The organism is Streptomyces sp. NPDC005803 (assembly GCF_040630435.1).
Taxonomy (GTDB): domain Bacteria; phylum Actinomycetota; class Actinomycetes; order Streptomycetales; family Streptomycetaceae; genus Streptomyces.
The window spans coordinates 60,024-83,965 of record NZ_JBEXXO010000012.1 but is presented as its reverse complement, the minus strand read 5'-3'; the positions used below and the strand labels follow the sequence as shown (position 1 = coordinate 83,965).

Annotated in this window: 23 protein-coding genes; 8 read left to right on the top strand and 15 right to left on the bottom strand. The window is 72.4% G+C overall.

Annotated features, from left to right (window positions below):
- The first annotated feature begins 109 nt into the window (after positions 1–109).
- The 3 genes from ABZ454_RS18590 to ABZ454_RS18580 all read left to right on the top strand — a co-directional run bounded on the left by ABZ454_RS18590 (position 110) and on the right by ABZ454_RS18580 (position 3,947).
- Positions 110–607, top strand: a complete 498-nt coding sequence (locus ABZ454_RS18590) for a peptidylprolyl isomerase (protein ID WP_356317345.1) — start codon at positions 110–112, stop codon at positions 605–607.
- A gap of 159 nt (positions 608–766) precedes the next feature.
- Positions 767–1,510, top strand: a complete 744-nt coding sequence (locus ABZ454_RS18585) for a Clp protease N-terminal domain-containing protein (RefSeq protein ID WP_356317347.1) — start codon at positions 767–769, stop codon at positions 1,508–1,510.
- Between the two features lie 196 nt (positions 1,511–1,706).
- On the top strand, positions 1,707–3,947 hold the full coding sequence (locus ABZ454_RS18580) for an MMPL family transporter (RefSeq protein WP_359539212.1): 2,241 nt from the start codon (positions 1,707–1,709) through the stop codon (positions 3,945–3,947).
- 36 nt (positions 3,948–3,983) lie between these two features.
- Here ABZ454_RS18580 and ABZ454_RS18575 read toward each other — a convergent pair whose 3' ends face one another.
- The 4 genes from ABZ454_RS18575 to ABZ454_RS18560 form a co-directional block, all read right to left on the bottom strand.
- Positions 3,984–5,135, bottom strand: coding sequence for a serine hydrolase domain-containing protein (locus ABZ454_RS18575; RefSeq protein ID WP_359539210.1), 1,152 nt, complete (start codon positions 5,133–5,135; stop codon positions 3,984–3,986).
- A 117-nt stretch (positions 5,136–5,252) separates the two neighbouring features.
- A complete protein-coding gene (locus tag ABZ454_RS18570; RefSeq protein ID WP_356317353.1) occupies positions 5,253–5,828 on the bottom strand; it encodes a histidine phosphatase family protein in 576 nt (191 codons plus the stop codon).
- A 61-nt stretch (positions 5,829–5,889) separates the two neighbouring features.
- Complete coding sequence (locus ABZ454_RS18565; RefSeq protein WP_359539207.1) at positions 5,890–6,321, bottom strand: GNAT family N-acetyltransferase; 432 nt, start codon at positions 6,319–6,321, stop codon at positions 5,890–5,892.
- Positions 6,318–7,787, bottom strand: a complete 1,470-nt coding sequence (locus ABZ454_RS18560; protein ID WP_359539204.1) for a PLP-dependent aminotransferase family protein — start codon at positions 7,785–7,787, stop codon at positions 6,318–6,320. Before ABZ454_RS18560 ends, ABZ454_RS18565 begins: the two co-directional genes overlap by 4 nt.
- On the opposite strand from ABZ454_RS18560, the gene ABZ454_RS18555 reads away from it, so the two are divergent.
- Together ABZ454_RS18555 and ABZ454_RS18550 are read left to right on the top strand one after the other, a co-directional pair.
- On the top strand, positions 7,786–8,766 hold the full coding sequence (locus ABZ454_RS18555; protein WP_359539201.1) for a DMT family transporter: 981 nt from the start codon (positions 7,786–7,788) through the stop codon (positions 8,764–8,766). The genes ABZ454_RS18560 and ABZ454_RS18555 overlap by 2 nt on opposite strands.
- Before the next feature lie 42 nt (positions 8,767–8,808).
- Complete coding sequence (locus tag ABZ454_RS18550; RefSeq protein ID WP_359539198.1) at positions 8,809–9,018, top strand: DUF1918 domain-containing protein; 210 nt, start codon at positions 8,809–8,811, stop codon at positions 9,016–9,018.
- Between the two features lie 68 nt (positions 9,019–9,086).
- Here the strand turns inward: ABZ454_RS18550 and ABZ454_RS18545 are convergent, their stop codons facing one another.
- Positions 9,087–10,337: a family 10 glycosylhydrolase gene (locus ABZ454_RS18545; RefSeq protein ID WP_359539406.1), complete on the bottom strand. Its 1,251-nt coding sequence runs from the start codon at positions 10,335–10,337 to the stop codon at positions 9,087–9,089.
- Between the two features lie 213 nt (positions 10,338–10,550).
- Here ABZ454_RS18545 and ABZ454_RS18540 point away from each other — a divergent pair, with 213 nt between their 5' ends.
- Positions 10,551–11,411, top strand: coding sequence for a 3-hydroxybutyryl-CoA dehydrogenase (locus ABZ454_RS18540; protein WP_356317363.1), 861 nt, complete (start codon positions 10,551–10,553; stop codon positions 11,409–11,411).
- Between the two features lie 80 nt (positions 11,412–11,491).
- Here ABZ454_RS18540 and ABZ454_RS18535 read toward each other — a convergent pair whose 3' ends face one another.
- The 9 genes from ABZ454_RS18535 to infC form a co-directional block, all read right to left on the bottom strand.
- Positions 11,492–12,022: an NUDIX domain-containing protein gene (locus ABZ454_RS18535; RefSeq protein ID WP_356317365.1), complete on the bottom strand. Its 531-nt coding sequence runs from the start codon at positions 12,020–12,022 to the stop codon at positions 11,492–11,494.
- A gap of 51 nt (positions 12,023–12,073) precedes the next feature.
- Complete coding sequence (locus ABZ454_RS18530; RefSeq protein WP_359539194.1) at positions 12,074–13,414, bottom strand: transcriptional regulator; 1,341 nt, start codon at positions 13,412–13,414, stop codon at positions 12,074–12,076.
- Between the two features lie 432 nt (positions 13,415–13,846).
- A complete protein-coding gene (pheT, locus tag ABZ454_RS18525) occupies positions 13,847–16,357 on the bottom strand; it encodes a phenylalanine--tRNA ligase subunit beta (RefSeq protein WP_359539191.1) in 2,511 nt (836 codons plus the stop codon).
- Positions 16,357–17,484: a phenylalanine--tRNA ligase subunit alpha gene (pheS, locus tag ABZ454_RS18520; RefSeq protein ID WP_356317371.1), complete on the bottom strand. Its 1,128-nt coding sequence runs from the start codon at positions 17,482–17,484 to the stop codon at positions 16,357–16,359. The genes pheT and pheS overlap by 1 nt, the downstream gene beginning before the upstream one ends.
- 146 nt (positions 17,485–17,630) lie before the next feature.
- Positions 17,631–18,782 (bottom strand): PAS domain-containing sensor histidine kinase, encoded by a 1,152-nt coding sequence (locus tag ABZ454_RS18515; protein WP_356317373.1) that lies wholly within the window; start codon positions 18,780–18,782, stop codon positions 17,631–17,633.
- 114 nt (positions 18,783–18,896) lie between these two features.
- Positions 18,897–19,739, bottom strand: coding sequence for an RNA methyltransferase (locus ABZ454_RS18510; RefSeq protein ID WP_356317375.1), 843 nt, complete (start codon positions 19,737–19,739; stop codon positions 18,897–18,899).
- Between the two features lie 111 nt (positions 19,740–19,850).
- On the bottom strand, positions 19,851–20,234 hold the full coding sequence (gene rplT / locus ABZ454_RS18505; RefSeq protein WP_277325215.1) for a 50S ribosomal protein L20: 384 nt from the start codon (positions 20,232–20,234) through the stop codon (positions 19,851–19,853).
- A 107-nt stretch (positions 20,235–20,341) separates the two neighbouring features.
- On the bottom strand, positions 20,342–20,536 hold the full coding sequence (rpmI, locus tag ABZ454_RS18500; RefSeq protein WP_003970213.1) for a 50S ribosomal protein L35: 195 nt from the start codon (positions 20,534–20,536) through the stop codon (positions 20,342–20,344).
- A gap of 121 nt (positions 20,537–20,657) precedes the next feature.
- Positions 20,658–21,425 carry a translation initiation factor IF-3 gene (infC, locus tag ABZ454_RS18495; protein WP_359539186.1) on the bottom strand — a complete coding sequence of 256 codons (768 nt, stop codon included), beginning with the start codon at positions 21,423–21,425 and terminating at the stop codon, positions 20,658–20,660.
- Positions 21,426–21,726: 301 nt separating this feature from the next.
- Here infC and ABZ454_RS18490 point away from each other — a divergent pair, with 301 nt between their 5' ends.
- Positions 21,727–22,089: a DUF1844 domain-containing protein gene (locus tag ABZ454_RS18490; protein WP_136327541.1), complete on the top strand. Its 363-nt coding sequence runs from the start codon at positions 21,727–21,729 to the stop codon at positions 22,087–22,089.
- Positions 22,090–22,191: 102 nt separating this feature from the next.
- Here the strand turns inward: ABZ454_RS18490 and ABZ454_RS18485 are convergent, their stop codons facing one another.
- Positions 22,192–22,920 carry an SseB family protein gene (locus ABZ454_RS18485; protein ID WP_359539184.1) on the bottom strand — a complete coding sequence of 243 codons (729 nt, stop codon included), beginning with the start codon at positions 22,918–22,920 and terminating at the stop codon, positions 22,192–22,194.
- 281 nt (positions 22,921–23,201) lie between these two features.
- Between ABZ454_RS18485 and ABZ454_RS18480 the strand changes: the two genes are divergently transcribed.
- Positions 23,202–23,933 (top strand): serine hydrolase, encoded by a 732-nt coding sequence (locus ABZ454_RS18480; protein ID WP_359539182.1) that lies wholly within the window; start codon positions 23,202–23,204, stop codon positions 23,931–23,933.
- Positions 23,934–23,942: the final 9 nt, after the last annotated feature.

Sequence of the window (23,942 nt, the reverse complement as noted above, 5' to 3'; positions counted from 1 at the left end):
CCGGCGCTCCGGCGGGGTGTCCACCACATGCCCCCGGCCGGTCACCCGTGAGCGGCGTTTGGACGCGCCCGCCCGTCGGGGCCGGGCGGGCAGATGTCAGGATGGTTCCATGACGAGCAAGGTTTACTTCGACATCACCATCAACGACGAGCCCGCCGGGCGGATCGTCTTCAATCTGTTCGACGACGTCGTTCCCAAGACCGCGGAGAACTTCCGCCAGTTGGCCACCGGCGAGCAGGGCTACGGTTACAAGGGTTCGTCCTTCCACCGCGTGATCCCCGAGTTCATGCTGCAGGGCGGCGACTTCACCCGCGGTGACGGCACCGGCGGCAAGAGCATCTACGGCGCCAAGTTCGACGACGAGAACTTCAAGCTGGCGCACACCAAGCCGGGCCTCCTGTCCATGGCGAACAGCGGCCCGAACTCCAACGGCTCGCAGTTCTTCATCACGACCATCGTGACCTCGTGGCTGGACGGCAAGCACGTGGTCTTCGGCGAGGTCGCCGACCAGCAGAGCATGGACCTGGTCAAGAAGATCGAGGGTCTCGGCTCGCAGAGCGGCCGCACCAAGGCGAAGGTCACCATCGCCGACTCCGGGACGCTCTGACCCCGGTCCGTCCGCACGATCACCGGAACGCGCCCGCCGACGTACACCGTCGGCCGGCGCGTTCCGTCGTTCCGGGACGGCGGCCGCACGTGTGTTCACCTGCCGCACGGGTGTCAACTCAAGGTTGACACACGCCGACTGTCAACCTACCGTTGACACATGACGCATCCCGTAGGCATGACGCAGCCCGTCCGTCTGGACGACCTCATCGCAGCCATCAAGAAGGTCCACCCCGACGCCCTCGACCAGCTTCAGGACGCCGTCATCGCGGCGGACCACCTCGGCGACGTCGCCGACCACCTGATCGGCCACTTCGTGGACCAGGCCCGGCGTTCCGGCGCCTCCTGGACGGAGATCGGCAAGAGCATGGGCGTGACCCGGCAGGCGGCCCAGAAGCGGTTCGTGGCCAAGGACCCCGGCGGCCTGTCCGAGCTCGACCCGAGCCAGGGCTTCAGCCGCTTCACCCCCCGCGCGAAGAACGTCGTGATGGCCTCGCAGAACGAGGCCCGCGCCGCGGGCAACACCGAGATCGGCACCGAGCACCTCGTGCTCGGGCTGCTCAGCGAGCCCGACGCGCTCGCGGGCGCGTTCATCAAGGCGCAGGGTGTGGCCCTGGACACGGTCCGCCAGGCGGCCGAGCAGGCACTCCCGGCGGCCACGGAGGGCGAGCTGCCCGAGCTCATCCCCTACAACGCCGACGCGCGCAAGGCCCTGGAGCTCACGTTCCGGGAGGCGCTGCGGATGGGGCACAACTACGTCGGCACCGAGCACATCCTGCTGGCCCTGCTGGAACACGAGGACGGTACGGGGCTGCTGACCGGCCTCGGGCTCGACAAGGCGACCGCGGAGAGCGCCATCACCGAGGCGCTCACGCTCATCGTCGGCGCGCAGCAGAAGGACTGACCGGCCCCGGCGCTCCCCGCCGCAAGGCCCGTACACCCTTCGGCCGGTCCGCCACCGGCCGAGCGGTGGAACGGGGGGATCCGCGGACGTGTCGTGGGCGACGGTTCCCGTAGCGCCCTCTACGTTCTCGGGATGGGCACGAGGGACGCGCGGCGCCCCGACCGAACCGGCCCGTCCCACTTCTCCGGGGAGCGCCATGGTCCCGTCCAGCAGCACGTACGCCCCACCGGAACGCTCCGGCGGCAGGTGGCTGCTGCGGCTCGGCGAGTGGTGCGCGCGCCACTGCGTCGTGGTGATCGTGCTGTGGGTGGTCGCCCTCGGCGGGCTGCACGTCCTGCAGAGCGCGTTCGGGGGAACGTACTCCGACGACTTCAACCTGCCCGGCACCCAGTCGAACACCGGCGCTGAACTGCTGAAGGCGCACGACCCGGCCGCGGGCGGCACCGGGGCGCAGGTGGTGCTGCACGACGCGCAGAAGCCCCTGACCGAGGTGCAGGACCAGGTCGACCAGGTGGTGGGCAACCTCCAGAAGCTGCCGCACGTCCTGTCCGCGCAGAACCCGCTGCCCGCCTCCCCCTCGTCGACGTCCACCTCACTGTCCAAGGACGGCACGACCGGCTACATCACCGTGCGGTTCGACGTGAACCCGACCTCGCTGGACGACTCCTACCTCGACCAGGTCGACACGGCGGTGAAGCCGCTCCGCAGCGCCGGCGTGGAGGTCGAGTACGGGGGCCCGCTGGGAGAGCTCGCCAGGCCCGAGACCAAGGACCTCACCAGCGAGGCCATCGGATTCGCCGTCGCGGTGGTCGTGCTGCTCATCGGGTTCGGCAGCGTCATCGCCGCCGGCGTCCCGCTGGTCACCGCGCTCATCAGCGTGATCGTCGGGCTGAGCGTGCTGGCTCTGGTGGCCGCCGCCACCACCTTCGCGAGCGTCTCGCCCACGCTCGCCACCATGATCGGCCTGGGCGTCGGCATCGACTACGCCCTCTTCCTGATCACCCGCCACCGTCAGCTCGTCATCGACGGCGCCGACCCGGTCCGGGCCGCGGGCCGGGCCGTCGCCACGAGCGGACGCGCCGTCCTGGTCTCCGGCTGCACCGTCATCGTCGCGCTGGCCGGTCTGTACGTCTCCCGGGTGAGCTTCATCGGCAAGCTGGGGGCAGCGGCCGCGGTCACCGTGATCACCGCCGTCATCGGTGCGATCACCCTGGTCCCGGCGCTGCTCGGCCTCATCGGCCGCCGGATCGACCGCTACCGGGTGCGGCCGCCGGTCGCCGAGGGCGGGGCCGGGCCGGGCTCCGCGACGGAGGGCGGCTGGCACCGCTACGCCCAGCGGGTGGAGCGGCGGCCCTGGTGGTTCCTGCTCGCCGGGCTGGTCGTGGTGGGAGTCCTCGCCATCCCGCTGTTCTCCATCCGGCTCGGGCACATCGACGACGGAGCCGATCCGACGAGCTTCACCGACCGGCGCGCTTTCGACCTGATCTCCACAGGCTTCGGGCCCGGCGCGAACGGTCCGTTCACGCTGGTCGTCGATCAGCGGTCGGTGCCCGGGGCGGACCGCTCGGCACTCGCGGACAGTCTCCAGAAGGCGCTTACCGACGTGCCGGGCGCGGCCAGTGTCAGTCCGCTGCAGCCGACGGACGACGGGGCGCTCCTCGTCGGCACGGCCCTGTCCGAGGAGGCCCCGCAGGACGCGGGCACGACGTCCCTCTTCAACCACCTCAAGGACGACGTCCTGCCGCGGGGAATCGCCGGCACCGACGCCTCCGCCTACGTGACCGGTACGACCGCGGCCCAGGAGGACTTCCTGGACATCATCGCCCGCAGGCTGCCCCTGATCATCGCGGTCGTGGTCGGGCTCGCGTTCGTCATCATCCTGATCGTGTTCCGTGGCGTGCTCGTCGCCGTCAAGGCGGCCGTCCTCAACCTGCTCTCCATCGCCGCCTCGTACGGAGTGGTGGTGGCGGTCTTCCAGTGGGGCTGGGGCGGCCCCTCCCTGGGTGTCTCCGGAACGGTGCCCATCGAGAGCTACGTACCGATGATGATGTTCGCCATCGTCTTCGGCCTGAGCATGGACTACGAGGTGTTCCTGATCTCGCGGGTGCACGAGTCCTGGCTGCGGACCCGGGACAGCAAGGGCGCCGTGGCCCACGGGCTGGAGATCACCGCACGGGTGATCACCTGCGCGGCGCTCATCATGGTCAGCGTCTTCGCCGCCTTCGTCATCAGCGACAACATCGTGGTCAAGATGCTGGGGCTCGGGCTGGCGGTCAGCGTGCTCGTCGACGCCACGATCGTCCGGTTGCTGCTGGTCCCCGCCGTCATGACCCTGCTGGGCAGGAGCGCCTGGTGGCTGCCCCGGTGGCTGGACCGGGTGCTCCCCCACATCGACACCGAGGGCGAGCCGGTCCCGCCGCCGGCCCGCACCCCGTGACCCGGCCCGTGCCGGGACGGCCCCGGAACGGGCCGGTCACAGCGACGCGTACACCGCCTCGACCAGCGCCCTCTTGCGCGGGTCGTTCGCGATGTGCGGACCCATCCGGTTCATGACGTAGCCCAGGGCGACCCCGTTCTCCGGGTCGGCGAGGCCGCAGGAGCCGCCCGCGCCGTCGTGGCCGAAGGCCCGGGCGTTGGGTCCGTAGCTGGCGTCAGCGCCGCTCAGCCACAGGCCGAGCGCGATCTCCGTCTCATGGGTGAAGCCCGCGCCCAGCACCAGGTCGCGGCACAGCCCCTGGCCCTCGCGGACGCGCTCGGCGGCCTCCTCGGACAGGATCCGCACCCCGCCGAGACTTCCGCGCCCCGCGAGGATGCCGTACAGCGCGGCGACCGCGCGGGCCGTGCCGTGGCCGTTGGCGGCGGGGATCTCCGCCGCCCGCCATGCGGGGGTGTTGGCGGCGGCCGCGCCCGTGGGCGGATTGATCAGCGAAGCAAGGGCGACCGGCTCCAACTGGGCGAAGAGCGCCGCCTGCCGGGTCCGGTCCGCCTTCGGCACGACGAGTTCGGCGGCGCGCGCCGCCTCCTTCTCCGGCAGGCCGACGGTGAAGTCGATGCCGAGCGGACCGGTCACCTCCTTCCGGAGGAACTCCCCCGGCAGCAGTCCGCTGACCCGCCGGATCACCTCGCCGACCAGGAAGCCGAACGTCAGAGCGTGGTAGCCGGACCTCGTCCCGGGCTCCCACCAGGGCGCCGTCGCCGCGAGCCGGGCGGTCGTCAGCTCCCAGTCGTAGAGCTCCGCCAGGGTGTGCGGCTCGCGGAGGCCCGCGAGGCCGGCGCGATGGGAGAGCAGGTGCCGTACGAGCACGGCCTCCTTGCCCGCCGCGGCGAATTCCGGCCAGTAGGCGGCGACCGGGGCGTCGAGGTCGAGCAGGCCCCGGTCGGCGAGGATGTGCGCGCACAGCGCGGTCGGCCCCTTGGTGGTGGACCAGACGTTGACCAGGGTGTCCTGGTCCCAGGGGCGGGTGCGGGCGCCGTCCGCCCATCCTCCCCAGAGGTCGGCGACGGGCCGGCCGTCGACCAGGACGGTGACGGCCGCGCCCAGTTCGCCGCGCTCGCGGAAGTTCTCCTCGAACGCGCTGCGCACCGCGGAGAACCGTTCCTCGCAGTGGCCGTGGATCTGTGGCACGGTGGCCTCCCTCGCCTGGGACACGCCGGGTCGGACTCGACCCCGTCAACATACCGACTGGTCGGACTGCCGGGAAGGCGTGGCGCGCCCGGACCTTCCGGAGTCCTCCGGGCGCGGTCAGCGGGGCCCGGTCTCCAGGCACAGGCTCCAGCAGCGCGGCAGACCGATGAGCGTGACGGTGGAGAGCGGGCGCACGTCGACGTTCCAGTACGCCGACGGCGGGGCGTTGAGCGCGTAGACGAGGGCGGCCCGGATGACGGCCGGTTCGGTGACGGCGACGATGAAGCCCTCGCAGGCGGGCCGGGTGTCCAGCCAGTTGCCGATCCGGGAGATGAAGGCGAGCAGGGGCTCACCGCCGTGCGGCGCGGAGCGCGGGTCGGCGAGCCAGGCGTCCACGGCGGCCGGTTCGCGCGCGGTGACGTCGGAGAGCGTGCAGCCCCGCCAGCGCCCCATGTCGCAGTCGCGCAGGGCGGGCTGGACCAGCGGTGCGAAGCCGAGTGCCCGGCCGGTGGCGCGGCTGCGGGCGGTCGGCGAGCAGTAGCGCAGTTCGGCCGCGCCCAGGGGCAGGAGGGCCGGGGCCGCGAACTGCACCTCGTGCCAGCCGGCCTCGTCGAGCGGCCGGTCGTCGTCGAAGCGCTCACCGAGCAGGGAGGAACTGCGGGCCGTGGCGACGAGCGAGACTCGAACACTCATGGGCGCGATCGTGGAGCCGAACGCCGCGCCGGTCAAGAGTGCCGCCGCGGCGGTTTCCGGTTCAGGCGAACCGCAGGCACATCCACTGGTCCGGGTGGTCCAGTGGCCGGAAACCGGCCTTCTCGTACACACCGTGGGCATCGGCCGTGGCGAGCAGGAACCTGCGGACACCGGTCGGGGCGAGGTGGTCGCGCGCCGCCGCGACGAGCCTTCCGCCCAGACCGTTACCGCGGGCCACGGGATCGACGTAGACGTCGCAGAGCCAGGCGAACGTCGCGAGATCGCTCACCACGCGGGCGTACCCGGCCTGTTCGCCGGAGACGACGTCGTAGGCGCCGAAGTTGAGCGACCCGGCGATGGCCCGGTCCTGGTGCTCCCGGGTGCGCCCCTTGGCCCAGTAGGTGTCGGTGGACAGCCAGTCGTGGACCCGGGCGGCGTCCAGCCGGGCGGGGTCGGACGAGATCTCGTACCGTTCCTGCGGCGTTTCGGTCATGACGGGAGACTAACCGCCGGCGTGTCGAGCACCCCTTCCCAGGCGGTGCACAGCCGCCGCACGCCCTCGGCGATCTCCGCGAGGCCGGCGACGGCCACAAAGCTCAGCCTGACGTGGGGCGCGGGGGGTTCGGCGCAGAAGTAGGGCCGCCCCGGCGCGATGGCCACACCGGCGCGCAGGGCCGCCGCGACCATGGCGGACTCGTCCGCGCCGGCGCCGGAATCGGGCAGGCGCAGCCAGAGGCTGCCACCGCCCGCGGGAATGTGCGGCAGCGCGAGACCGGGCAGCTCCCGGCGCAGCGCGGTGATCATGGCGGTGCGACGGGTGCGCAACTCCGCCGAGACGGAGCGCAGATGGCGGCCCCAGGCGGGAGAGCCGACGAGTTCCAGCGCGGCCTCCTGGAGCGGCCGGGAGACGAAGAGGCTGTCGACGACCTGGATGGCGCGCAGCCGTTCCAGGACCGGCCCCCGGGCGGCGAGGGCGCCCACCCGGAAGCTGGGGGAGGTGGCCTTGGTCAGCGAACAGACGTGGACGACGACCCCGTCGGGGTCGTCGGCGGCCAGCGAGGCGGGGAGCGGCCCGGCGTCGTCGTGCGCGAGGTTGCGGGCGAAGTCGTCCTCGACGACGAACGCCCCCGCTTCCCGGGCGATCCGGACGACCTCGGCCCGGCGGGTGCCGGCGAGGACGGTGCCGGTCGGGTTCTGGAAGAGGGGCTGGCACACCAGGACGCGGGCGCCGGTGACCCGGAAGGCCTCGGCGAGAAGTTCGGGCCGTATGCCGTCGGTGTCCACGGGGACGGGCACGGGCCGCAGTCCGGCGGCCCGTGCGGTCGCCAGCATGCCGGGGTAGGTGGGCGATTCGACGAGGACCGGGGCGCCCGGCTGGGCGAGCGCGCGCAGCGCGGTGGCCAGGGCACTCTGCCCGCCCGCGGTGATCAGCACATCGGCCGCGGTGAGAGCGGGGCCGATCTCGCGGGCGAACCACGCGCGCAGTGCCGTGAGCCCGTCGGTGGGCGGCCGGCTCCACGCGCCGGGGCGGCGGCCGGCCCGGGCGAGGGCCGCGGCCATGGCCCGCTCGGGCTGGAGCGAACTGTGCAGGTAACCGCCGTTGAACTCGACGACCCCGGTGGGCGGGGGCGTCAGGGTGACCAGGAGACCGGACGCGTCGACCGTACGGGGCACGACCTCGGGGCCGCCGTCGCCGCTGAGCGACACCTCCTGCCAGGAGGTGTCGGCGGGCGGCCGCACGGGGGCGAGGGGCTCGGCCCGGAAAGCGCCGGAGCCGGGGCGGGTGACGACGAGTCCCTCGGCGGCCAGCCGCGCGATCGCCCGCGAGACGGTGACGGGACTGGCCTTGAACCGTTCGACCAGGGCGCGGCTGGACGGCAGCTTCTCACCTGGCGAGTAGCGGTTCAGTTCCCCTCGGAGTACTTCGGCCAACTCGGCGACACTGCTACGCTCTTGCATGACAGCAAAGGATAGCGCTACTCAGTCGCCCACGATAGCGGTAGTCCCGGCGGCGGGCGGGACCACGCCCCGCACCTCTGTGCACTCCCCCGGCTCGCCCGACGGCGTCACGGCGGGCCGCAACGGCACGTTGCTCGCCCTGCTCGGGGTGGTCTCCTTCTCGCTGACCTTCCCGTCCACCGCGTGGGGCCTGGAGAGCTTCGGCCCCTGGTCCCTGGTCGCGCTGCGCAGTCTGCTGGCCGCCGCCGTCGCGGGCGGCGTCCTGCTCGCGGCCCGGGTGCGGGTGCCCGAGCGGCAGCACTGGGCCGGTCTCGCGGTGGTGGCGGGCGGGGTCGTCGTGGGCTTCCCCCTGCTGACCACGCTGGCGCTGCAGACCTCCACGACCTCGCACGCGGCGGTGGTGGTCGGCCTCCTGCCGCTGACGACCGCGGTGTTCTCCTCCGTGCGCACCGGATCGCGGCCGCCGCGCGCGTTCTGGATCGCGGCGCTCGCCGGGGCGGGGGTGGTGATCGCCTTCACCGTGCTGCAGAGCGGCGGTGGTCTGTCGACCGGGGATCTCTACCTGTTCTGCGCGCTGCTGGTCTGCGCGGCGGGGTACACCGAGGGCGGCAGGCTGGCGAAGGTGATGCCGGGCTGGCAGGTGACCGGCTGGGCACTGCTCCTCACCGTGCCGCTCGCGGTGGCGGGCGCCGCGCTCGCGTTGCCGCACGAACCGGTGCGGCTGACCGCGCACGGCCTGATCGGCCTGGTCTGGGTGTCGGTGGCGTCGACCTTCTTCGGGCTGTACGTCTGGTACCGCGGCATGGCCGAGATCGGAGTGGCGCGGGCCAGCCAGCTCCAGCTCGCGCAGCCCCTGCTGACCCTGATCTGGTCGTTCCTGCTCCTCGGCGAGGAGATCACGCCCGCGGCCCCGGTGGCGGCGGTGGCCGTGCTCGTCTGCATCGCTGTCACCCAGCGCGCGGGAGCCCGCCGGTCATAGACTTGTCGACATGGAACGCCACCCGTGAGGAGGTCACTCCCGATGGAGGCACACACGGGCGACCGGCTGCTGACGCACGGCAGGACCGTGGGACAGCACGACCGGGTCGCAGAGATCGTCGAAGTGCTCGGGGACGGGGGCACTCCCCCGTACCGCGTCCGCTTCGAGGACGGACACGAGCACCTGCTCGCGCCCGGCCCCGACAGCGTCGTGCAGCACACCCCCGCCAAGGACCCGAACCCCGGAAGCTAGCCCGCCCCGTCCGCGCCGTACCGTCCCGTCCCGTCCGCCGCGCCCCGCCGCGGCGGACGGGACGGCTATCAGCGCGGCGGGCGCGTCCGCGTCCGGTAGTGGTCGGCCACCACCCGGTCCATCGCGCCGATCCGGTCCGTGACCACACTCTTCCCCGAGAAGTAGACGTGGCCGCGGACCTGGTCGTACCCGGTGGCGAAGTCGATGTGCCGGGACAGCTCCGCCGGGTCCTGCCAGGCGGCGGACTGGGCGGGGTCCCCCGCCTTGTACAGGGCCTCGCCGATGAACAGGTCCACGCCCGTGCCCCGGACCACGTCGGCCCACCAGGGCACCAGCGCGGCGTAGTCGGCGGGGGCGTAGCCGATGTTCCAGTACACCTGCGGGCAGACGTGATCGATCCAGCCCTTCTTGATCCAGCCGCGGGTGTCGGCGTACAGGTCGTCGTACGTCTGGACGCCCGCCGAGGTCCGCGAGCCGAGCGGGTCCGTGGAGGCGTTGCGCCACACGCCGAACGGGCTCACGCCGAACCGGACGGCCGGCTTGAGCGCCTTGATCCGCCCGGACATCTCCCGCACCAGCGTGTCGGTGTTGGAGCGCCGCCAGGCCGCCCGGTCGGAGAAGCCCGCGCCGTACTTCGCGTACGCGGCGCCGTCCGCGAAGGTCTGTCCTGCCACCGGGTACGGATAGAAGTAGTCGTCCCAGTGGACGGCGTCGATGTCGTAGCGGCGGACCGCGTCGAGCATCGCGTCCTGGACGAAGGCGCGGACCTCGGGCAGTCCCGGGTTGTAGTACAGCTTCCCTCCGTACGGCAGGACCCAGTCGGGGTGCAGCCGCGCGGGGTGGCCGGCCGACAGCCGGGAGGGGTCGGTGTGGTTGGCGACCCGGTACGGGTTGAACCAGGCGTGCAGTTCCAGGCCGCGGCTGTGGGCCTCCTTGACGGCCGTGCCCAGCGGGTCCCAGCCCGGGTCCTTGCCCTGGACGCCGGTGAGGCACTGGGCCCACGGTTCGTACGGGGAGGGCCAGAGCGCGTCGGCGCTGGGGCGGACCTGGAGGATCACCGCGTTCAGCCGCCGGGCGACGGCCTCGTCGAGGTACTTGATCAGCCCGGCCCGCTGGGCCGCCGCCGACAGACCCGGGCCGGACGGCCAGTCGATGTTCTGGATCGTGGCCACCCACATGCCCCGGAGCTCACGCCGGAGCACATCGCGGGGTGCGCCGGGCCTGCCCGGACGGCCGACGCCCCGCGCGGCCGCGGCGGCGTCACCCGCCACGGCGGCCGAGGCGACCACCCCCGCGACCGTCCCGGCCGCGCCCGTCACGAACTTCCTTCGGTCGATGTGCCGCATTTCGCCGTACCTGCCGTTTCCCTACTCGTCCGCAACCCCGGAATCCGGGCGTGAAGCCGAGCATGCACGCCCCGGCCCCCGATCCCCGGTAAGGCGCGGAGTAACGTCGTGGGGTCGTGGTGGAGCCCGGAATCACACGGAAGCCGCCGAACGGAGAACAGCGAAAGGCACGAGGTGACGGACTCTATGGCCGACATTGCACGCGTCGGAGTGGTGGGCTGCGGCCAGATGGGCGCAGGCATCGCGGAGGTGTGCGCCCGCAGCGGCCTCGACGTCAAGGTGGCCGAGACCACCGGCGAGGCGCTGGAGATCGGCCGCACCCGGCTCCACAACTCCCTCTCGAAGGCCGCCGAGCGCGGCAAGATCACCGAGGAGGAGCGCGACGAGACCCTGGGCCGTCTCAGCTTCACCACCGACCTCGGCGAGTTCGCCGACCGCGATCTCGTCATCGAGGCCGTCGTGGAGAACGAGCAGGTCAAGACCGAGATCTTCCAGGTGCTGGACCAGGTGGTGACCCGGCGGGACGCCATCCTCGCCTCCAACACCTCCTCGATCCCGCTGGTGAAGCTGGCCGTCGCGACCTCCCGTCCGGACCAGGTCATCGGCATCCACTTCTTCAACCCGGCCCCGGTGCAGAAGCTCGTCGAGCTGATCCCGGCACTGACCACGTCGGACGAGACGGTCAAGCGTGCCGAGGCCGTGGTGCAGGACGTCCTGGGCAAGCACCCGATCCGCGCCCAGGACCGTTCCGGCTTCGTCGTGAACGCGCTGCTGATCCCGTACCTGCTCTCGGCGATCCGGATGTTCGAGTCGGGCATCGCCAGCCGTGAGGACATCGACAACGGCATGGAGATGGGCTGCGCCCACCCGATGGGCCCGCTCAAGCTCGCGGACCTGATCGGCCTCGACACGGTGGCCTCGGTCGCCGACTCGATGTACGCGGAGTACAAGGAACCCCTGTACGCCGCTCCCCCGCTGCTCCAGCGGATGGTCGACGCGGGCCGCCTCGGCCGCAAGACGGGGTCGGGCTTCTACCCGTACGCCTGATCCCGCCCGCGCCCACGTGCGACAGGCCCGCGGCCTCTCGCACGTGGGCGCGACGCTGCCGGGTGACCTGCGGCAGCCCCTCAGCCCAGCCGTAAGTGGTGCAGCATCATCAGCCCCGCGGCCATCCCCGCGGCCGGGACCTCGCCGCGGGCGATCATGTCGGGCACCAGCTTCAGTGGTATCCACTCACGGCGCGAGGACTCGAAACCGTCCACGGGCTCACCGGTCCAGCCGGCCTCCTCGCCCCAGTAGAAGTGGTGCCGGGCGTCGGTGAGGCCGTTCGACGGCTCCACAGTCAGCAGCGGGTGCAGCGGGCCGGGGCGCCAGCCGGTCTCCTCCTCCATCTCCCGGGCGGCCGCGGCCGCCGGCTGCTCACCGTCCTCGACCACCCCCGCGGCGAGCTCCCAGCCCCAGCTGTCGGTGATGAACCGGTGCCGCCAGAGCAGCAGCACCTCGTTGGCCTCGTTGACGACGGTGGCCGCCGCGACGGCGCGGAGCCGGATCACGAAGTGGTCGAGGTGGTGGCCGTCCGGGAGGACGACGTCCGCCAGATTGACCCGGAACCAGCGGTTCTCATACACAGTCTGTTCGTTCAGATTCGTCCACTGCACAGTTCTGCCACCTTCTGACTAGTAGGTGGCCATATCGCAGCAGAACCCGGGTCACAGCGGTACGCGCAGCGCACCATCGACGATGCCGGCGGCCCGCTCCGCATCGGCGCTGCCGCTCGCGACCAGGTGCTCGCGCACCGCCCGCAACCGGTCACGCAGCCGCTGCGACTCCATGCCCCGGGCGCGCTCCGCCATCTCCGCCGCCGTGACCGCGGCCCGGTCGGCGTCGCCCTGCCGGAGCTCGATCGTCGTCAGCATCGCCAGCCGGTGGACCCGGCCCCGGTCGTGCGCGGGGGTGCGCACCGCGGCCGCGGCGTGCTCCCTGGCCGCCGGCAGGTCCCCGAGGCCCAGCAGGGCCTCCGCGACCTGGACGTCCACCAGGCCCGGCTGGACGTACCCCGTCTCGTCCGGCTCCCGGCCCGGCCGGATCCGCTCGGCCTCGGACTCGGCGCGCCGGATGCACCGCAACGCGCTCGGCCCGTCGCCGAGATGGGCGTACGCCTTGGCCTGCATCGCATGGAGGTCGGCCGCGAGCGCGGGGGTGATGTCGCGTCCGGCGGCCCGCAGCGCCGCCTCGGCGAAGGCGACGGACTGCCGGAAGTCGGCGAGGAAGAGCGACTGGTTCACCAGCAGGGCGATCACATAGCCGCCCAGCCCCCGGTCCCCGCTCGCCTTGGCCAGCCGCAGCGCCTGGTGGAAGTAGCGCTGGGCGAGCCCGTGCGCGTCGGAGTCGTAGGCGCAGATGCCCGCCACGGCCACCAGGGCGCCGGTCGCGCGGTGCAGTTGACGCCCCATCGCGTCGCTGTAGCCGCCGCGCAGCAGCGGGGCCGCCTCGGTGTTGAGGAAGCCGACGATGCGCGAACGCGTCGCGATACCGCCTGCCTTGCGGTACATCAGTTCGTAGTGGGTACGGGCGGCCCGCAGCGTCGCTATGTCGGCCGGGCCGACGCGTTGCGGACCGGTGCGGGACACGTCGGCGTCCTCCGGCGGGTTCTCCCACTCCCAGACGGGCATCACCGCCGTGGTTCCGGTGACGGCCGGGGCGGCGACGACATGCGGGCGCTGCTGTTCGTCCGAGCGCCACAGGGCGGTGGCCCGCTCGACGAATCCGGTGAGCGAGGAGCCCTGCACGGGCGGGTGGCCACCGAGGACCGCCATGCCGATGTCGTCCAGCGACAGCGCCCTGCGCAGCCGGGTCCCCAGCACTTCGCAGATCAGGTCGGGCACCTGGCCACGCGGCCGCTGGCCCTTCAGCCACCGGGCGACGGCGGTGTGTTCGTAGCGCAGGCCCAGCCCCCGGGCGCGGCCCGCCTGGTTCACATGTGCGGCGAGCCCGGCCCGGGAGACACCCGCCTCGTCGATCAGAGCCTCTAGCAGAGTGTTGGGCTCCATGGCCCCCATTGCCCCCTCCGATGGGTCGGCACGCCAGGACGTGTCGCCCCAGTGGAGCACGATTCACACGGGGTGTGAACGCAATGCCCGAACTGTCCCCCCGCGCACGCTGTCGGACGGGTCCGCGGCTCGCTTGAATGAGTCCCTCGCAAGAGGCGGCCGGGTCGTCTGCTCCCCCTCGTACAGCACGACGACCCGCATCCGCGCCGTCCGCTCTGCCGACCTGCCCGACACTCCGCGGCAGTGCGGACGGCGCCGGATCGCACGACCCACTGCCCACGGATCGGAGGGTGGCGGCGGGGCCGGCCAGAACCGGGTTCACCGGACCTGGGCCGGAGACCGCCCGCGTGCGGTCCTCCGCTTCTGGGCGAGCACACAGGAGGGGCGTATCCGGTGGCCGGACACGCCCCTCCTCACTGTGCGGGTGCGGCGTTACGCGCCGCGCAGCACCGCGCCCGTGCGCTCGGCGGCCAGGGCCACCGCCGTGTCACGGGCGGCGCTCGCCTCGTCGACGGTCAGCGTGCGGTCCGCGGCACGGAAACGCAGCGCGTACGCCAGGGACTTGCGGCCCTCGCCGATCTGCTCGCCCGTGAACACGTCGAACAGGCGCAGCGACTCCAGGAGTTCGCCCGCTCCGTCGCGAAGCGCCCGCTCCACGTCGGCGGCCGGCACGTCCTGGCCGACGACCAGGGCGACGTCCTGGGTCGCCACCGGGAAGGTGGAGATCCGCGGCGCCTGGAGGACGCCGTCGACGGCCCGCTCCAGGACGTCGAGCTCGACCTCCATGGCGCAGGTGCGCTCGGGCAGGTGGAGCTCCTTGATGACGCGCGGGTGCAGCTCGCCGGCGTGGCCGAAGAGGGTCTCCTCGCCGTTGACCGTCACGTAGAGCGCGGCGCAGCGGCCCGGGTGCCAGGGCGCGTGCTGGTCCGCGCGGACCGTCAGCTCGACACCGGCCTCACGGGCGAGCACGCGGGCGGCCTCGACGGAGTCCGCCCAGTCGGCGGGGCGGCCCTTGCCCCACCAGCCGGCCTGCTCGCGGGCTCCCGCGAGCACGACGGCGGCGTGGCGCGGCTGACGCGGCAGCGCGGCGTCGAGGGCGGCGATCTCCTCGGCGGAGGGGCGCCGGTCGACGGGCAGCCGGACGGGCTTCGTCTCCTGGCCGGTCGGCCGGAAGACCAGACCGGTCTCGAAGAGCGCGAGGTCGTGACTGCCGCGGCCGTCGTTGCGCCGCAGGGCGCCGAGGAGGCCCGGCAGCAGCGTGGTGCGCAGCGACGGCTCCTCGTCGGAGAGCGGGTTGACGAGCTTGACCGTGCGGCGGCGGGCGTCGTCCGCCGCCAGGCCGAGCTGGTCCAGGACCGCCTCGCCGGTGAAGGGGTAGTTCAGCGCCTCGACGTAGCCGGCGCCGGCGAGTGCCCGGCCGACCCGGCGGTGCAGCCGCTGGCGGTCGGTGAGCCCGCGGCCGGACGGCGGGGTCGGGAGCGTGGAGGGGAGGTTCTCGTAACCCTCCAGCCTGATGACCTCCTCGGCGAGGTCGTTCGGCTCGTTCAGGTCGGGCCGCCAGGACGGGGCCGTGACGAGGAGCTCGTCCTGCCCGTAGACGTCGCAGCCGACCTCCTGGAGACGGCGCACGACGGTCTCACGGCCGTACGCCACGCCGGCCACCCGGTCGGGGTGGTCGGCCGCCATGGTGATGGTGCGGGGTCCGGACGGGGCGCTCACCTCGGTGACGCCCGCCTCGGCGGTGCCGCCGGCGAGCAGCACCAGCAGGTCGACGGTGCGCTGCGCGGCGGCCGCCGCGGCCTGCGGGTCGACGCCCCGCTCGAAGCGCTTGGACGCCTCGGAGGCCAGCTTGTGGCGGCGCGCGGTGCGGGCGATCGAGATCGCGTCGAAGTGCGCGGCCTCGATGACGACCTCGGTGGTGTGCGCGTCCTCGGAGGCGTCGGCGATCTCGGTGTTGGCACCGCCCATGACGCCCGCCAGGCCGATCGGCCCGCGGTTGTCGGTGATGACGAGGTCGGCGGCGTCCAGGACGCGGACCGTGCCGTCGAGCGTGGTGAGCTTCTCGCCCTGCTCGGCGCGGCGCACGCCGATCGGACCGTCGATCCGGGTCCGGTCGTAGGCGTGCAGCGGCTGGCCCAGTTCGAGCATCACGTAGTTGGTGACGTCGACGGCGAGCGAGATCGGCCGCATGCCGGCTTTCTGGAGCCGGCGCTGCATCCAGATCGGGGACCGGGCCTCGGGCTGCAGGCCGACGACGGTGCGCGCGGTGAAGCGGGAGCAGCCGATCGGGTCGGCGACCTTGACCGGGTAGCCGTACGCGTTGGGCGCGGGCACGTCCAGGAGGGCCGGGTCGCGCAGCGGCAGTCCGTAGGCGATGGCGGTCTCGCGGGCGACGCCGCGCATCGACAGGCAGTAGCCGCGGTCGGGCGTGACGGCGATGTCGAGGACCTCGTCGACGAGCTGGAGCAGCTCGATCGCGTCGGTGCCGACCTCGTGCTCCGGCGGCAGCACGATGATGCCGTGGGTGCCGTCGTCGCCCATGCCGAGCTCGTCGGTGGAGCAGATCATGCCGTGCGAGGTCTTGCCGTACGTCTTGCGCGCGGCGATCGCGAAGTCGCCGGGCAGCACGGCGCCCGGCAGGACCACGACGACCTTGTCGCCGACGGCGAAGTTACGGGCGCCGCAGACGATCTCCTGCGGCTCGCCGGTACCGTTCGCGGAGCCGACGTCCACCGTGCAGAAGCGGATGGGCTTCTTGAAGCCCTCCAGCTCCTCGATGGTCAGGACCTGTCCGACGACCAGGGGGCCCTTGAGGCCGGCGCCGATCTGCTCGACGGTCTCGACCTCCAGACCGACCTCGACGAGTTTGGCCTGGACGTCGCGGCCGGTCTCGGTGACCGGCAGGTCGACGTACTCCCGCAGCCAGGAAAGCGGGACGCGCATCAGATCTCCATCCCGAAGGGCCGGGTGAACCGGACGTCGCCTTCGACCATGTCTCGCATGTCTTCTACGTGGTGGCGGAACATCAGCATCCGCTCGATGCCGAACCCGAAGGCGAAGCCGCTGTACTTCTGGGGGTCGACACCGCAGGCGATGAGCACCTTCGGGTTGACCATGCCGCAGCCGCCCAGCTCGATCCAGCCCTCGCTGCCGCAGGTGCGGCAGGGGCGGTCGGGGTTGCCGACGGACTCGCCGCGGCAGACGTAGCAGACCATGTCCATCTCGGCGGACGGCTCGGTGAACGGGAAGAAGTTCGGCCGCAGCCGGGTCTTCATGTCCGGGCCGAAGAGCGCCTGGACCATGTGGTCGAGGGTGCCCTTCAGGTCGGCCATGGTGAGGCCCTCGTCGACGGCGAGCAGCTCGATCTGGTGGAAGACCGGGGTGTGCGTGGCGTCGAGCTCGTCGGTCCGGTAGACCCGTCCGGGGCAGACGACGTAGACGGGGGGCTCGCGGTCGAGCAGGGTGCGGGCCTGGACCGGCGAGGTGTGGGTGCGCAGGACGACACCGGACTCGTCGTTCTTCGCGCCGTCGGCGCCCTCGACGAAGAAGGTGTCCTGCATCTGCCGCGCCGGGTGGTCGGGCACGAAGTTCAGGGCGTCGAAGTTGAACCACTCGGCCTCGGCCTCGGGGCCCTCGGCGATCTCGTAGCCCATGGCCACGAAGACGTCGGCGACGCGCTCCATGATCGTCGTCAGCGGGTGCCGGGCGCCGGCCGGGGTGCGGTCGTAGGGCAGTGTGACGTCCACCGCCTCCTCGACCAGGACCCGGGCGTCCCGCTCGGCCTCCAGCTCCGTCTGGCGGGCCGCGAGGGCCCTGCCCACGGCGGCGCGGGCCTGGCCCACGCGCTTGCCGGCCTCGGCCTTCGCCTGCGGCGGCAGCGCGCCGATCTCGCGGTTGGCGAGTGACAGGGGCGAGGTTCCACCGGTGTGCGCGGTCTTCGCCTGGGCGAGCGCGTCGAGGTCGCCCGCGGCGGCGAAGGCGGCGAACGCCTCGTCCCGGATGCGCTCGATCTCTTCCGGTTTCAGTGCCTCGACCTCGACTGGGTCGTACGACTTGTTCGGTGCCGACATCTCTTCCCGTACTTCCGATTGGCTGGTACTGCGCTTACCGGGGGATACCCCCGGACCCCCGTGGCCCCGCTCGACGCCTGGAGGACACAAAGGTGCCAAAGGTCGAGTCTACGGGCCGCAGGATGTATGGGGCGCCCGTGGGCCGCTCAGACCAGGTAGGCCGGCGTGCTCACGGGCAGGATAAATCGGAACTCGGCGCCGCCGCCGAGGCCGCGGCCGACCGTGATCGTGCCGCCGTGCGCCTCGACGATCCCCTTGACGATGTAGAGGCCGAGCCCGGTGCCGCCGCGCTTGCTGCCCCGCCAGAAGCGGGTGAAGACACGGCCCATCGACTCCTCGGGGATGCCGGGGCCTTCGTCGCTCACGGTGACCGCCGTTCCCATGTCGTCGCTCTTCGCCGGTGCGGGCGCCACCTCGATGGTGACGGTTCCCTCGCCGTGGCGCACCGCGTTTTCCAGCAGGTTGCCGAGCACCTGGTCGACCTTGTCCGGGTCGGCCCACACGGCGGGCAGCGGCTGGCAGGTGCGGACGAGGAACCGGCCGGGGTCCTGGCCGGACGCCGTGAGCGCCTGGACGTGGCGTTCGACGGCTGCGGACAGGTCCACGGGCTGGCGGCGCAGCTCCAGGCGCCCCGAGTCGATCCGGGAGATGTCCAGGAGTTCCGTGATCAGGCGGGTGACCCGGTTGGCGTCGGCGTCGACCGTCTCCAGCATCAGCCGCTTCTGGTCGTCCGTGAACCGCTCCCACTTGGCCAGCAGCGTGGCGGTGAAGCCCTTGACGGACGTCAGCGGCGAGCGCAGCTCATGGGCGACGGTCGCGATGAGTTCGGCGTGGCTGCGTTCGTTGCGGCGGCGGGCCTCGGTGCCGCGCAGGCTGACCACCAGGCGCCGTACGGGGCCGGTGGGGCTCTCGCGCACGTAGCGGGCGGAGACGAGGACCTCACGGCCGCCGGGCAGCAGGAGGTTGCGTTCGGGCTGGCCGACGCGGGTGGCGAGACCGCCGTAGGGGTCGGTCAGCTCCCACCAGCGGCGGCCCTTGAGGTCCTCCAGCGGCAGCGCGTGCTCCAGCGGGCGGCCGAGGGCGGCGGCCCGGGGCACGGCGGTGATCCGCGTGGCGGCGGAGTTGAAGCAGATGACCCGGCCGGTCTCGTCCGCGACGACGAGCCCGTCGGGAAGGTCGTCCGGATCCAGTGCGTGGCCGCCGGATCCGGCGCCCGCGACGGTGAGACCGTCCGGGTCCTCGGCGGCGCGCACGACGGCCGCGCGTCTCGCTCGCGGCCCGCTCATGCCGACAGCCATATTCCCGTACCCCACCTCTCGAACCGGTGCAGTGGGCCCCCGAGTTCGTCACCCTACTAGTCGCCGGTGACGGAGCGACACCCTCGGGAGCCGTGGGCCGGGGTGCGGCGGGGTTCAGCCGGCGCTGCGGCGGGGGCGCTGGGCGCGCGCGGAGGCGTACAGGCAGACGGCGGCCGCGGTGGCGAGGTTGAGGCTCTCCGCCCGGCCGTGGATCGGCACGCGCACGACGGCGTCGGCCAGCGCCCGGGTCTCCTCGGGCAGGCCCCACGCCTCGTTGCCGAAGACCCAGGCGGTGGGCCCGCCCATGGTGCCGGCGTCGAGTTCGTCGTCGAGGTCGTCCTCGCCCGCCCCGTCGGCGGCGAGGATCCTTGACCCCGCGTCCCGCAGCCCCCGCACGGCCTGCTCGACGGGCACGCCGACGGCGACCGGCAGGTGGAACAGCGAACCGACGGAAGCGCGCACGGACTTGGGGTTGTACAGGTCCACGGAGGCGTCGGTGAGGACGACCGCGTCGGCGCCCGCGGCGTCGGCGCAGCGCAGCACCGTACCGGCGTTCCCGGGGTCGCGGACGTTCGCCAGGACGGCGACCAGCTTCGGCCGTGCCGCGAGGACCGACTCGAAGGGCGAGTCGAGGAAGCGGCAGACGCCGATCAGTCCCTGCGGGGTGACGGTCTGCGACACCTCGGCCAGGACCTCGCTGTCGGCCAGGTGCACCCGGGCGCCCGCCGCGAGGGCGGCGTCGATGATCGCTTCGTACCGCTCGGCCGCCTCGACGGTCGCGAACAGTTCGATGAGGGTCGGCTCGCCGTCGCTGCCGCGGTGGTCCGCGGCCTCGCGCACGGCCTGCGGCCCCTCGGCGATGAACCTGCGCTCCTTACCGCGGAAGTTGCGCCTGGCCAGCCGCCGGGCGGCGGCGACCCGTGGCGATCGCGGGGAGATCAGTTCGGGGGTGCCCATGTCGGCGGCGAGCCTCTCTGCGTACGAAGGTGCTGGGTCGTGCAACGCACCGGACCCGCAGGCGGCGTGCACCTGCGGGTCCGGCTCGGAAACCGAGAAGAACTGCCTGGATCAGGCGGCCTTCGGGGCGTTGACGTCGCTCGGGAGGGCCTTCTGGGCGACCTCGACGAGGGCGGCGAACGCGTTGGCGTCGTTGACCGCGAGCTCGGCCAGGATCTTGCGGTCCACCTCGACGTTGGCGGCCTTCAGACCCTGGATGAGGCGGTTGTACGTCATGCCGTTCTGGCGGGCAGCGGCGTTGATGCGCTGGATCCACAGCTGACGGAAGTCGCCCTTGCGCTTCTTGCGGTCGTTGTAGTTGTAGACCAGGGAGTGGGTGACCTGCTCCTTGGCCTTGCGGTACAGGCGCGAGCGCTGACCGCGGTAACCGCTGGCGGCCTCGAGGATTGCCCGGCGCTTCTTGTGGGCGTTGACTGCCCGCTTGACGCGTGCCACTTGTTAACTCCTTGTAGCGGGGCCGTGGTCGTACTCACACGGCCCGGAAACGAATTGGTCCCGGTCGGATCGAGGGCGCGTCCCAGGTGTCACCGGGGACGACGGCCTCACTTGCCGAGAAGCTTCTTGATCTTCTTGGCGTCGGCCGGAGCCACGACGACCGTGCCGGTCAGCGAGCGGGTCTTCTTGGACGACTTGTGCTCGAGCAGGTGGCGCTTGCCGGCCCTCTCGCGGAGCACCTTGCCGGAGCCGGTGATCTTGAAGCGCTTGCTGGCACCGCTGTGCGTCTTGTTCTTCGGCATCGCGCCGTTCTCTCCTCGTCAGTGGCGCCCCTCTCGGTGCGGGCACCGGACTACAGGGGCGTCAGATCTTGGTGGGGATTCCGCGGGGACCCGGGGGCGCCTGGATGGCAGCCCCCGGAGGTCACGCCTCGGAAGGTGTCTCGGCCGGAGCCTCGGAGGTCGCCTCGGGGGTCGCCTCGGCCGGAGCCTCGGCAGCCTCGTCCGCAGCCTCGGCATCGGCGTCGGGGGTGTAGCCCTGACGCTCCGCCTTACGGGCGGCCTGGGCCTCGCGGGCCTCGGCCATGGCTTCGGTCTTCTTCTTGTGCGGGCCCAGAACCATGATCATGTTCCGGCCGTCCTGCTTCGGGTTGGACTCGATGAAGCCGAGTTCCTCCACGTCCGAAGCGAGACGCTGGAGCAGTCGGAAGCCCAGCTCCGGGCGGGACTGCTCACGACCACGGAACATGATCGTGATCTTGACCTTGTCGCCCTGCTTGAGGAACCGGACGACGTGACCCTTCTTGGTGTCATAGTCGTGCGGGTCGATCTTCGGCCGGAGCTTCATCTCCTTGATGACCGTGTGCGCCTGGTTCTTGCGCGCCTCACGGGCCTTCATGGCCGACTCGTACTTGAACTTCCCGTAGTCCATGAGCTTGCACACGGGCGGACGGGCGGTAGCCGCCACCTCGACCAGGTCGAGGTCGTACTCCTGTGCGAGTTCCAGGGCCTTGGCAAGCGGAACAATCCCGACCTGCTCGCCGCTGGGACCGACAAGTCGCACCTCGGGTACACGAATCCGGTCGTTGATGCGGGGCTCGGCGCTGATGGATCCTCCTCGGTAGCACCACGCGGCCGCCTGGCGGACAGCCGCGTAACGTCTGTTTTCGACAGACCAACCGCGCAAGGCCATGAAAAATGCCCCGCCGGGACACAGGCGGGGCTCCAGAACAACCGGAACACCGCCGCGGTCAACCGCGGGGCGCATCGGGCGGCTCCATCGTCCGTACGGAACGATGGGCGCCACCTGACCGGTGACCCGCCGTCCTGAGGACGGTCAGGTGGGAGATCGGAGCCTCCACTTGTGGGCCGGGCACATAGATGCCCAGCCGGTCGTTACACAAGGTTAGCAGCTCCCCGGGGCAGGCGCTAACCGGTGGTCACACGCACTCCCGCAGACGGGGCGGGCCTGCCGTGGGCCTATCGTATGGCCCATGAGTGACGCGACCCCCACCAGTGATTCCCCCGGCTTCGACGAGATGGCCCGCGACATCGCGGAGGTGCCCGCGGTCGAGGTGATCGTGACGGTCGCGGTCAACCTGATGAGCGCCGCCGCCGTGAAGCTCGGGCTGACCGAGGACGGCGACGAGCACAAGGACCTCGACGAGGCCCGCAAGCTGGTCCACGCGTTGGCCGGCCTGCTGGACGCGAGCACCACGGAGATCAGCTCCTTCCACGCGGCTCCGCTGCGTGACGGTCTGAAGTCCCTGCAGCTGGCGTTCCGCGAGGCCTCGCTCGTACCGGACGAGCCCGGCCAGGGCCCCGGCGAGAAGTACACCGGACCGGTCTTCGGCTGAGTCCGCCCCCTTACCTCCCGCCTCTCCGAACGCTGTGAGCCCCCTGCCGGACGGCAGGGGGCTCACAGCGTTCACGGAAGGGCCTGGGCCCGGCGCGGGGGGTCAGCGCGTGAACAGGGCCTCACCGGGCGTGGGCGCGTCGGCCGGGAGCAGAGCGAGGTCCAGGCCGCGGACCAGCCGGGCGCGCAGCACCTCGTCGGCCGCCAGCGACCGCGCGACCCGGCCGGCCGCCTTGGCGGGGTCGGCGTCCGCCGCCAGCACCAGGGCGAGCGTGCCGTCCGCGCGACCCGGTCCGAGGTGGGCGCGGAGCACCGCGGGCTCGACGGCGACGGCGGCGCGTACCGCGGCGGTCACGGCGGGGTCGTCCAGCGGGTCGGCGCTGGTCCGGCCCTCGGCGAGGGCGAGCAGAGCGGACCCGGTCAGCTCGAAGGCCACCGGCCCGGCGAGGTCGAGCACCACCGTGTCGGCCTTCTCGTGCACGGCGGCCTGGAGGGCCTGGTGCAGGGGCACGGCGACCGGGCGGGCCTGCGGGTCCCAGAGGGCCAGCGAGGCCGTGGAGGTGAAGGCGGGCAGGGCGCGGCGGTCGCCCGCCTGGAGCGTGGGGACCGCCATGTCGCTGGTCTTCTCCCGGCGCAGCCCCTTCTCGTCCTCCTCCACCTCGCCGAGAACGGCCACCACGGGAACGAGGAGACGGGCCCCCTTCAGGGCTTCGAGCACCGGGCCGACGGCCTCGCGGTCCTCGGCCCAGGCGGCCAGCGCCTCGGTCAGGGCGGGGTCGGCCGTGCCGTCGTCGTCGGAGTATCCGGGGTCCGGAATGTTCTTCTGCGCCACAGGGCGAGCGTAGTGCCTGGGCTTTCTCATCCTGCCGACAGGTCGGGCTCGGCCTCCTTACAGCCGCGGTTCCTGGCGTCCGGGCCATGCCCTGACACAGAATCCGCAGATCCGCCAGGTCCGCTTCTTTTTCGGCCGCGGCCGTACTGGCCGGCTCGGCCGCCGTGGGCGCGTACGTGACCGGCGGACCGCCGGATCACACGCCCGCCGCCGCGGCTTCCGTATCGTCCGTCCCACCGGCCGCGACCGCTCCGGTCGCGGCGGCGAGCGAGGAGCCGGTGATGGATGCGGACGCGGAACTGGCGGCGGCCGTCGAACCGCTGCTGGCCGGTTCGGGCACGGCGGCCGTGTCGGTGGCCGTGCTGGACAGCGGCAGCGGTACGCGTGCGGTGTACGGGGGCGCGGACGCGACGTACGACACCGCGAGCATCGTCAAGGTCGACATCCTGGCGGCGCTGCTGCTCCGCGCCCAGGACGAGGGGCGTGACCTGACCGCCGGCGAACACGCCCGGGCGGTCGCGATGATCGAGCGGAGCGACAACGACTCCGCCACCGCGCTGCTGGCGGCGGTGGGCGGGGCGGCCGGACTCGACGCCGCCAACGAGCGGCTCGGACTCACCGCGACGACGGCCGCGCAGGCCTGGGGGCTGACCCGGACCACCGCGGCCGATCAGCTGACGCTGCTGGAGGCGGTGTTCGGTACGGACACCGACGGGGAGCTGAGCGAGGGCTCCCGGACCTGGCTGCGGGAGCTGATGGCGCGGGTCGAGGCCGGCCAGCGGTGGGGGGTGTCCGCCGCGGGCAGTGACTGGGCGCTCAAGAACGGCTGGATGCCGCGGACCGCCACGGGGCTGTGGAACATCAACAGCATCGGGCGGGTGACGGCGGGCGGGCGGACCTGTCTGGTGGCGGTGTTGTCGGCCGGCCAGCGGACCAAGGAGTCGGGCATCGCGCTCGTCGAGTCGGTGGCGAAGGCGGCCGTGGGGGTGGTGCGGGCCGACGCCGCCGGCTGAGGCGCCAGT

Coding starts and splice junctions, on each gene's coding strand:
- ABZ454_RS18590 (WP_356317345.1), top strand. CDS start 110: ATGACGAGCAAGGTTTACTTCGACATCACCATCAACGACGAGCCCGCC.
- ABZ454_RS18585 (WP_356317347.1), top strand. CDS start 767: ATGACGCATCCCGTAGGCATGACGCAGCCCGTCCGTCTGGACGACCTC.
- ABZ454_RS18580 (WP_359539212.1), top strand. CDS start 1,707: ATGGTCCCGTCCAGCAGCACGTACGCCCCACCGGAACGCTCCGGCGGC.
- ABZ454_RS18570 (WP_356317353.1), bottom strand. CDS start 5,828: ATGAGTGTTCGAGTCTCGCTCGTCGCCACGGCCCGCAGTTCCTCCCTG.
- ABZ454_RS18565 (WP_359539207.1), bottom strand. CDS start 6,321: ATGACCGAAACGCCGCAGGAACGGTACGAGATCTCGTCCGACCCCGCC.
- ABZ454_RS18555 (WP_359539201.1), top strand. CDS start 7,786: ATGACAGCAAAGGATAGCGCTACTCAGTCGCCCACGATAGCGGTAGTC.
- ABZ454_RS18560 (WP_359539204.1), bottom strand. CDS start 7,787: ATGCAAGAGCGTAGCAGTGTCGCCGAGTTGGCCGAAGTACTCCGAGGG.
- ABZ454_RS18550 (WP_359539198.1), top strand. CDS start 8,809: ATGGAGGCACACACGGGCGACCGGCTGCTGACGCACGGCAGGACCGTG.
- ABZ454_RS18540 (WP_356317363.1), top strand. CDS start 10,551: ATGGCCGACATTGCACGCGTCGGAGTGGTGGGCTGCGGCCAGATGGGC.
- ABZ454_RS18530 (WP_359539194.1), bottom strand. CDS start 13,414: ATGGAGCCCAACACTCTGCTAGAGGCTCTGATCGACGAGGCGGGTGTC.
- pheT (WP_359539191.1), bottom strand. CDS start 16,357: ATGCGCGTCCCGCTTTCCTGGCTGCGGGAGTACGTCGACCTGCCGGTC.
- pheS (WP_356317371.1), bottom strand. CDS start 17,484: ATGTCGGCACCGAACAAGTCGTACGACCCAGTCGAGGTCGAGGCACTG.
- ABZ454_RS18515 (WP_356317373.1), bottom strand. CDS start 18,782: ATGGCTGTCGGCATGAGCGGGCCGCGAGCGAGACGCGCGGCCGTCGTG.
- ABZ454_RS18510 (WP_356317375.1), bottom strand. CDS start 19,739: ATGGGCACCCCCGAACTGATCTCCCCGCGATCGCCACGGGTCGCCGCC.
- rpmI (WP_003970213.1), bottom strand. CDS start 20,536: ATGCCGAAGAACAAGACGCACAGCGGTGCCAGCAAGCGCTTCAAGATC.
- infC (WP_359539186.1), bottom strand. CDS start 21,425: ATGGCCTTGCGCGGTTGGTCTGTCGAAAACAGACGTTACGCGGCTGTC.
- ABZ454_RS18490 (WP_136327541.1), top strand. CDS start 21,727: ATGAGTGACGCGACCCCCACCAGTGATTCCCCCGGCTTCGACGAGATG.
- ABZ454_RS18480 (WP_359539182.1), top strand. CDS start 23,202: ATGGATGCGGACGCGGAACTGGCGGCGGCCGTCGAACCGCTGCTGGCC.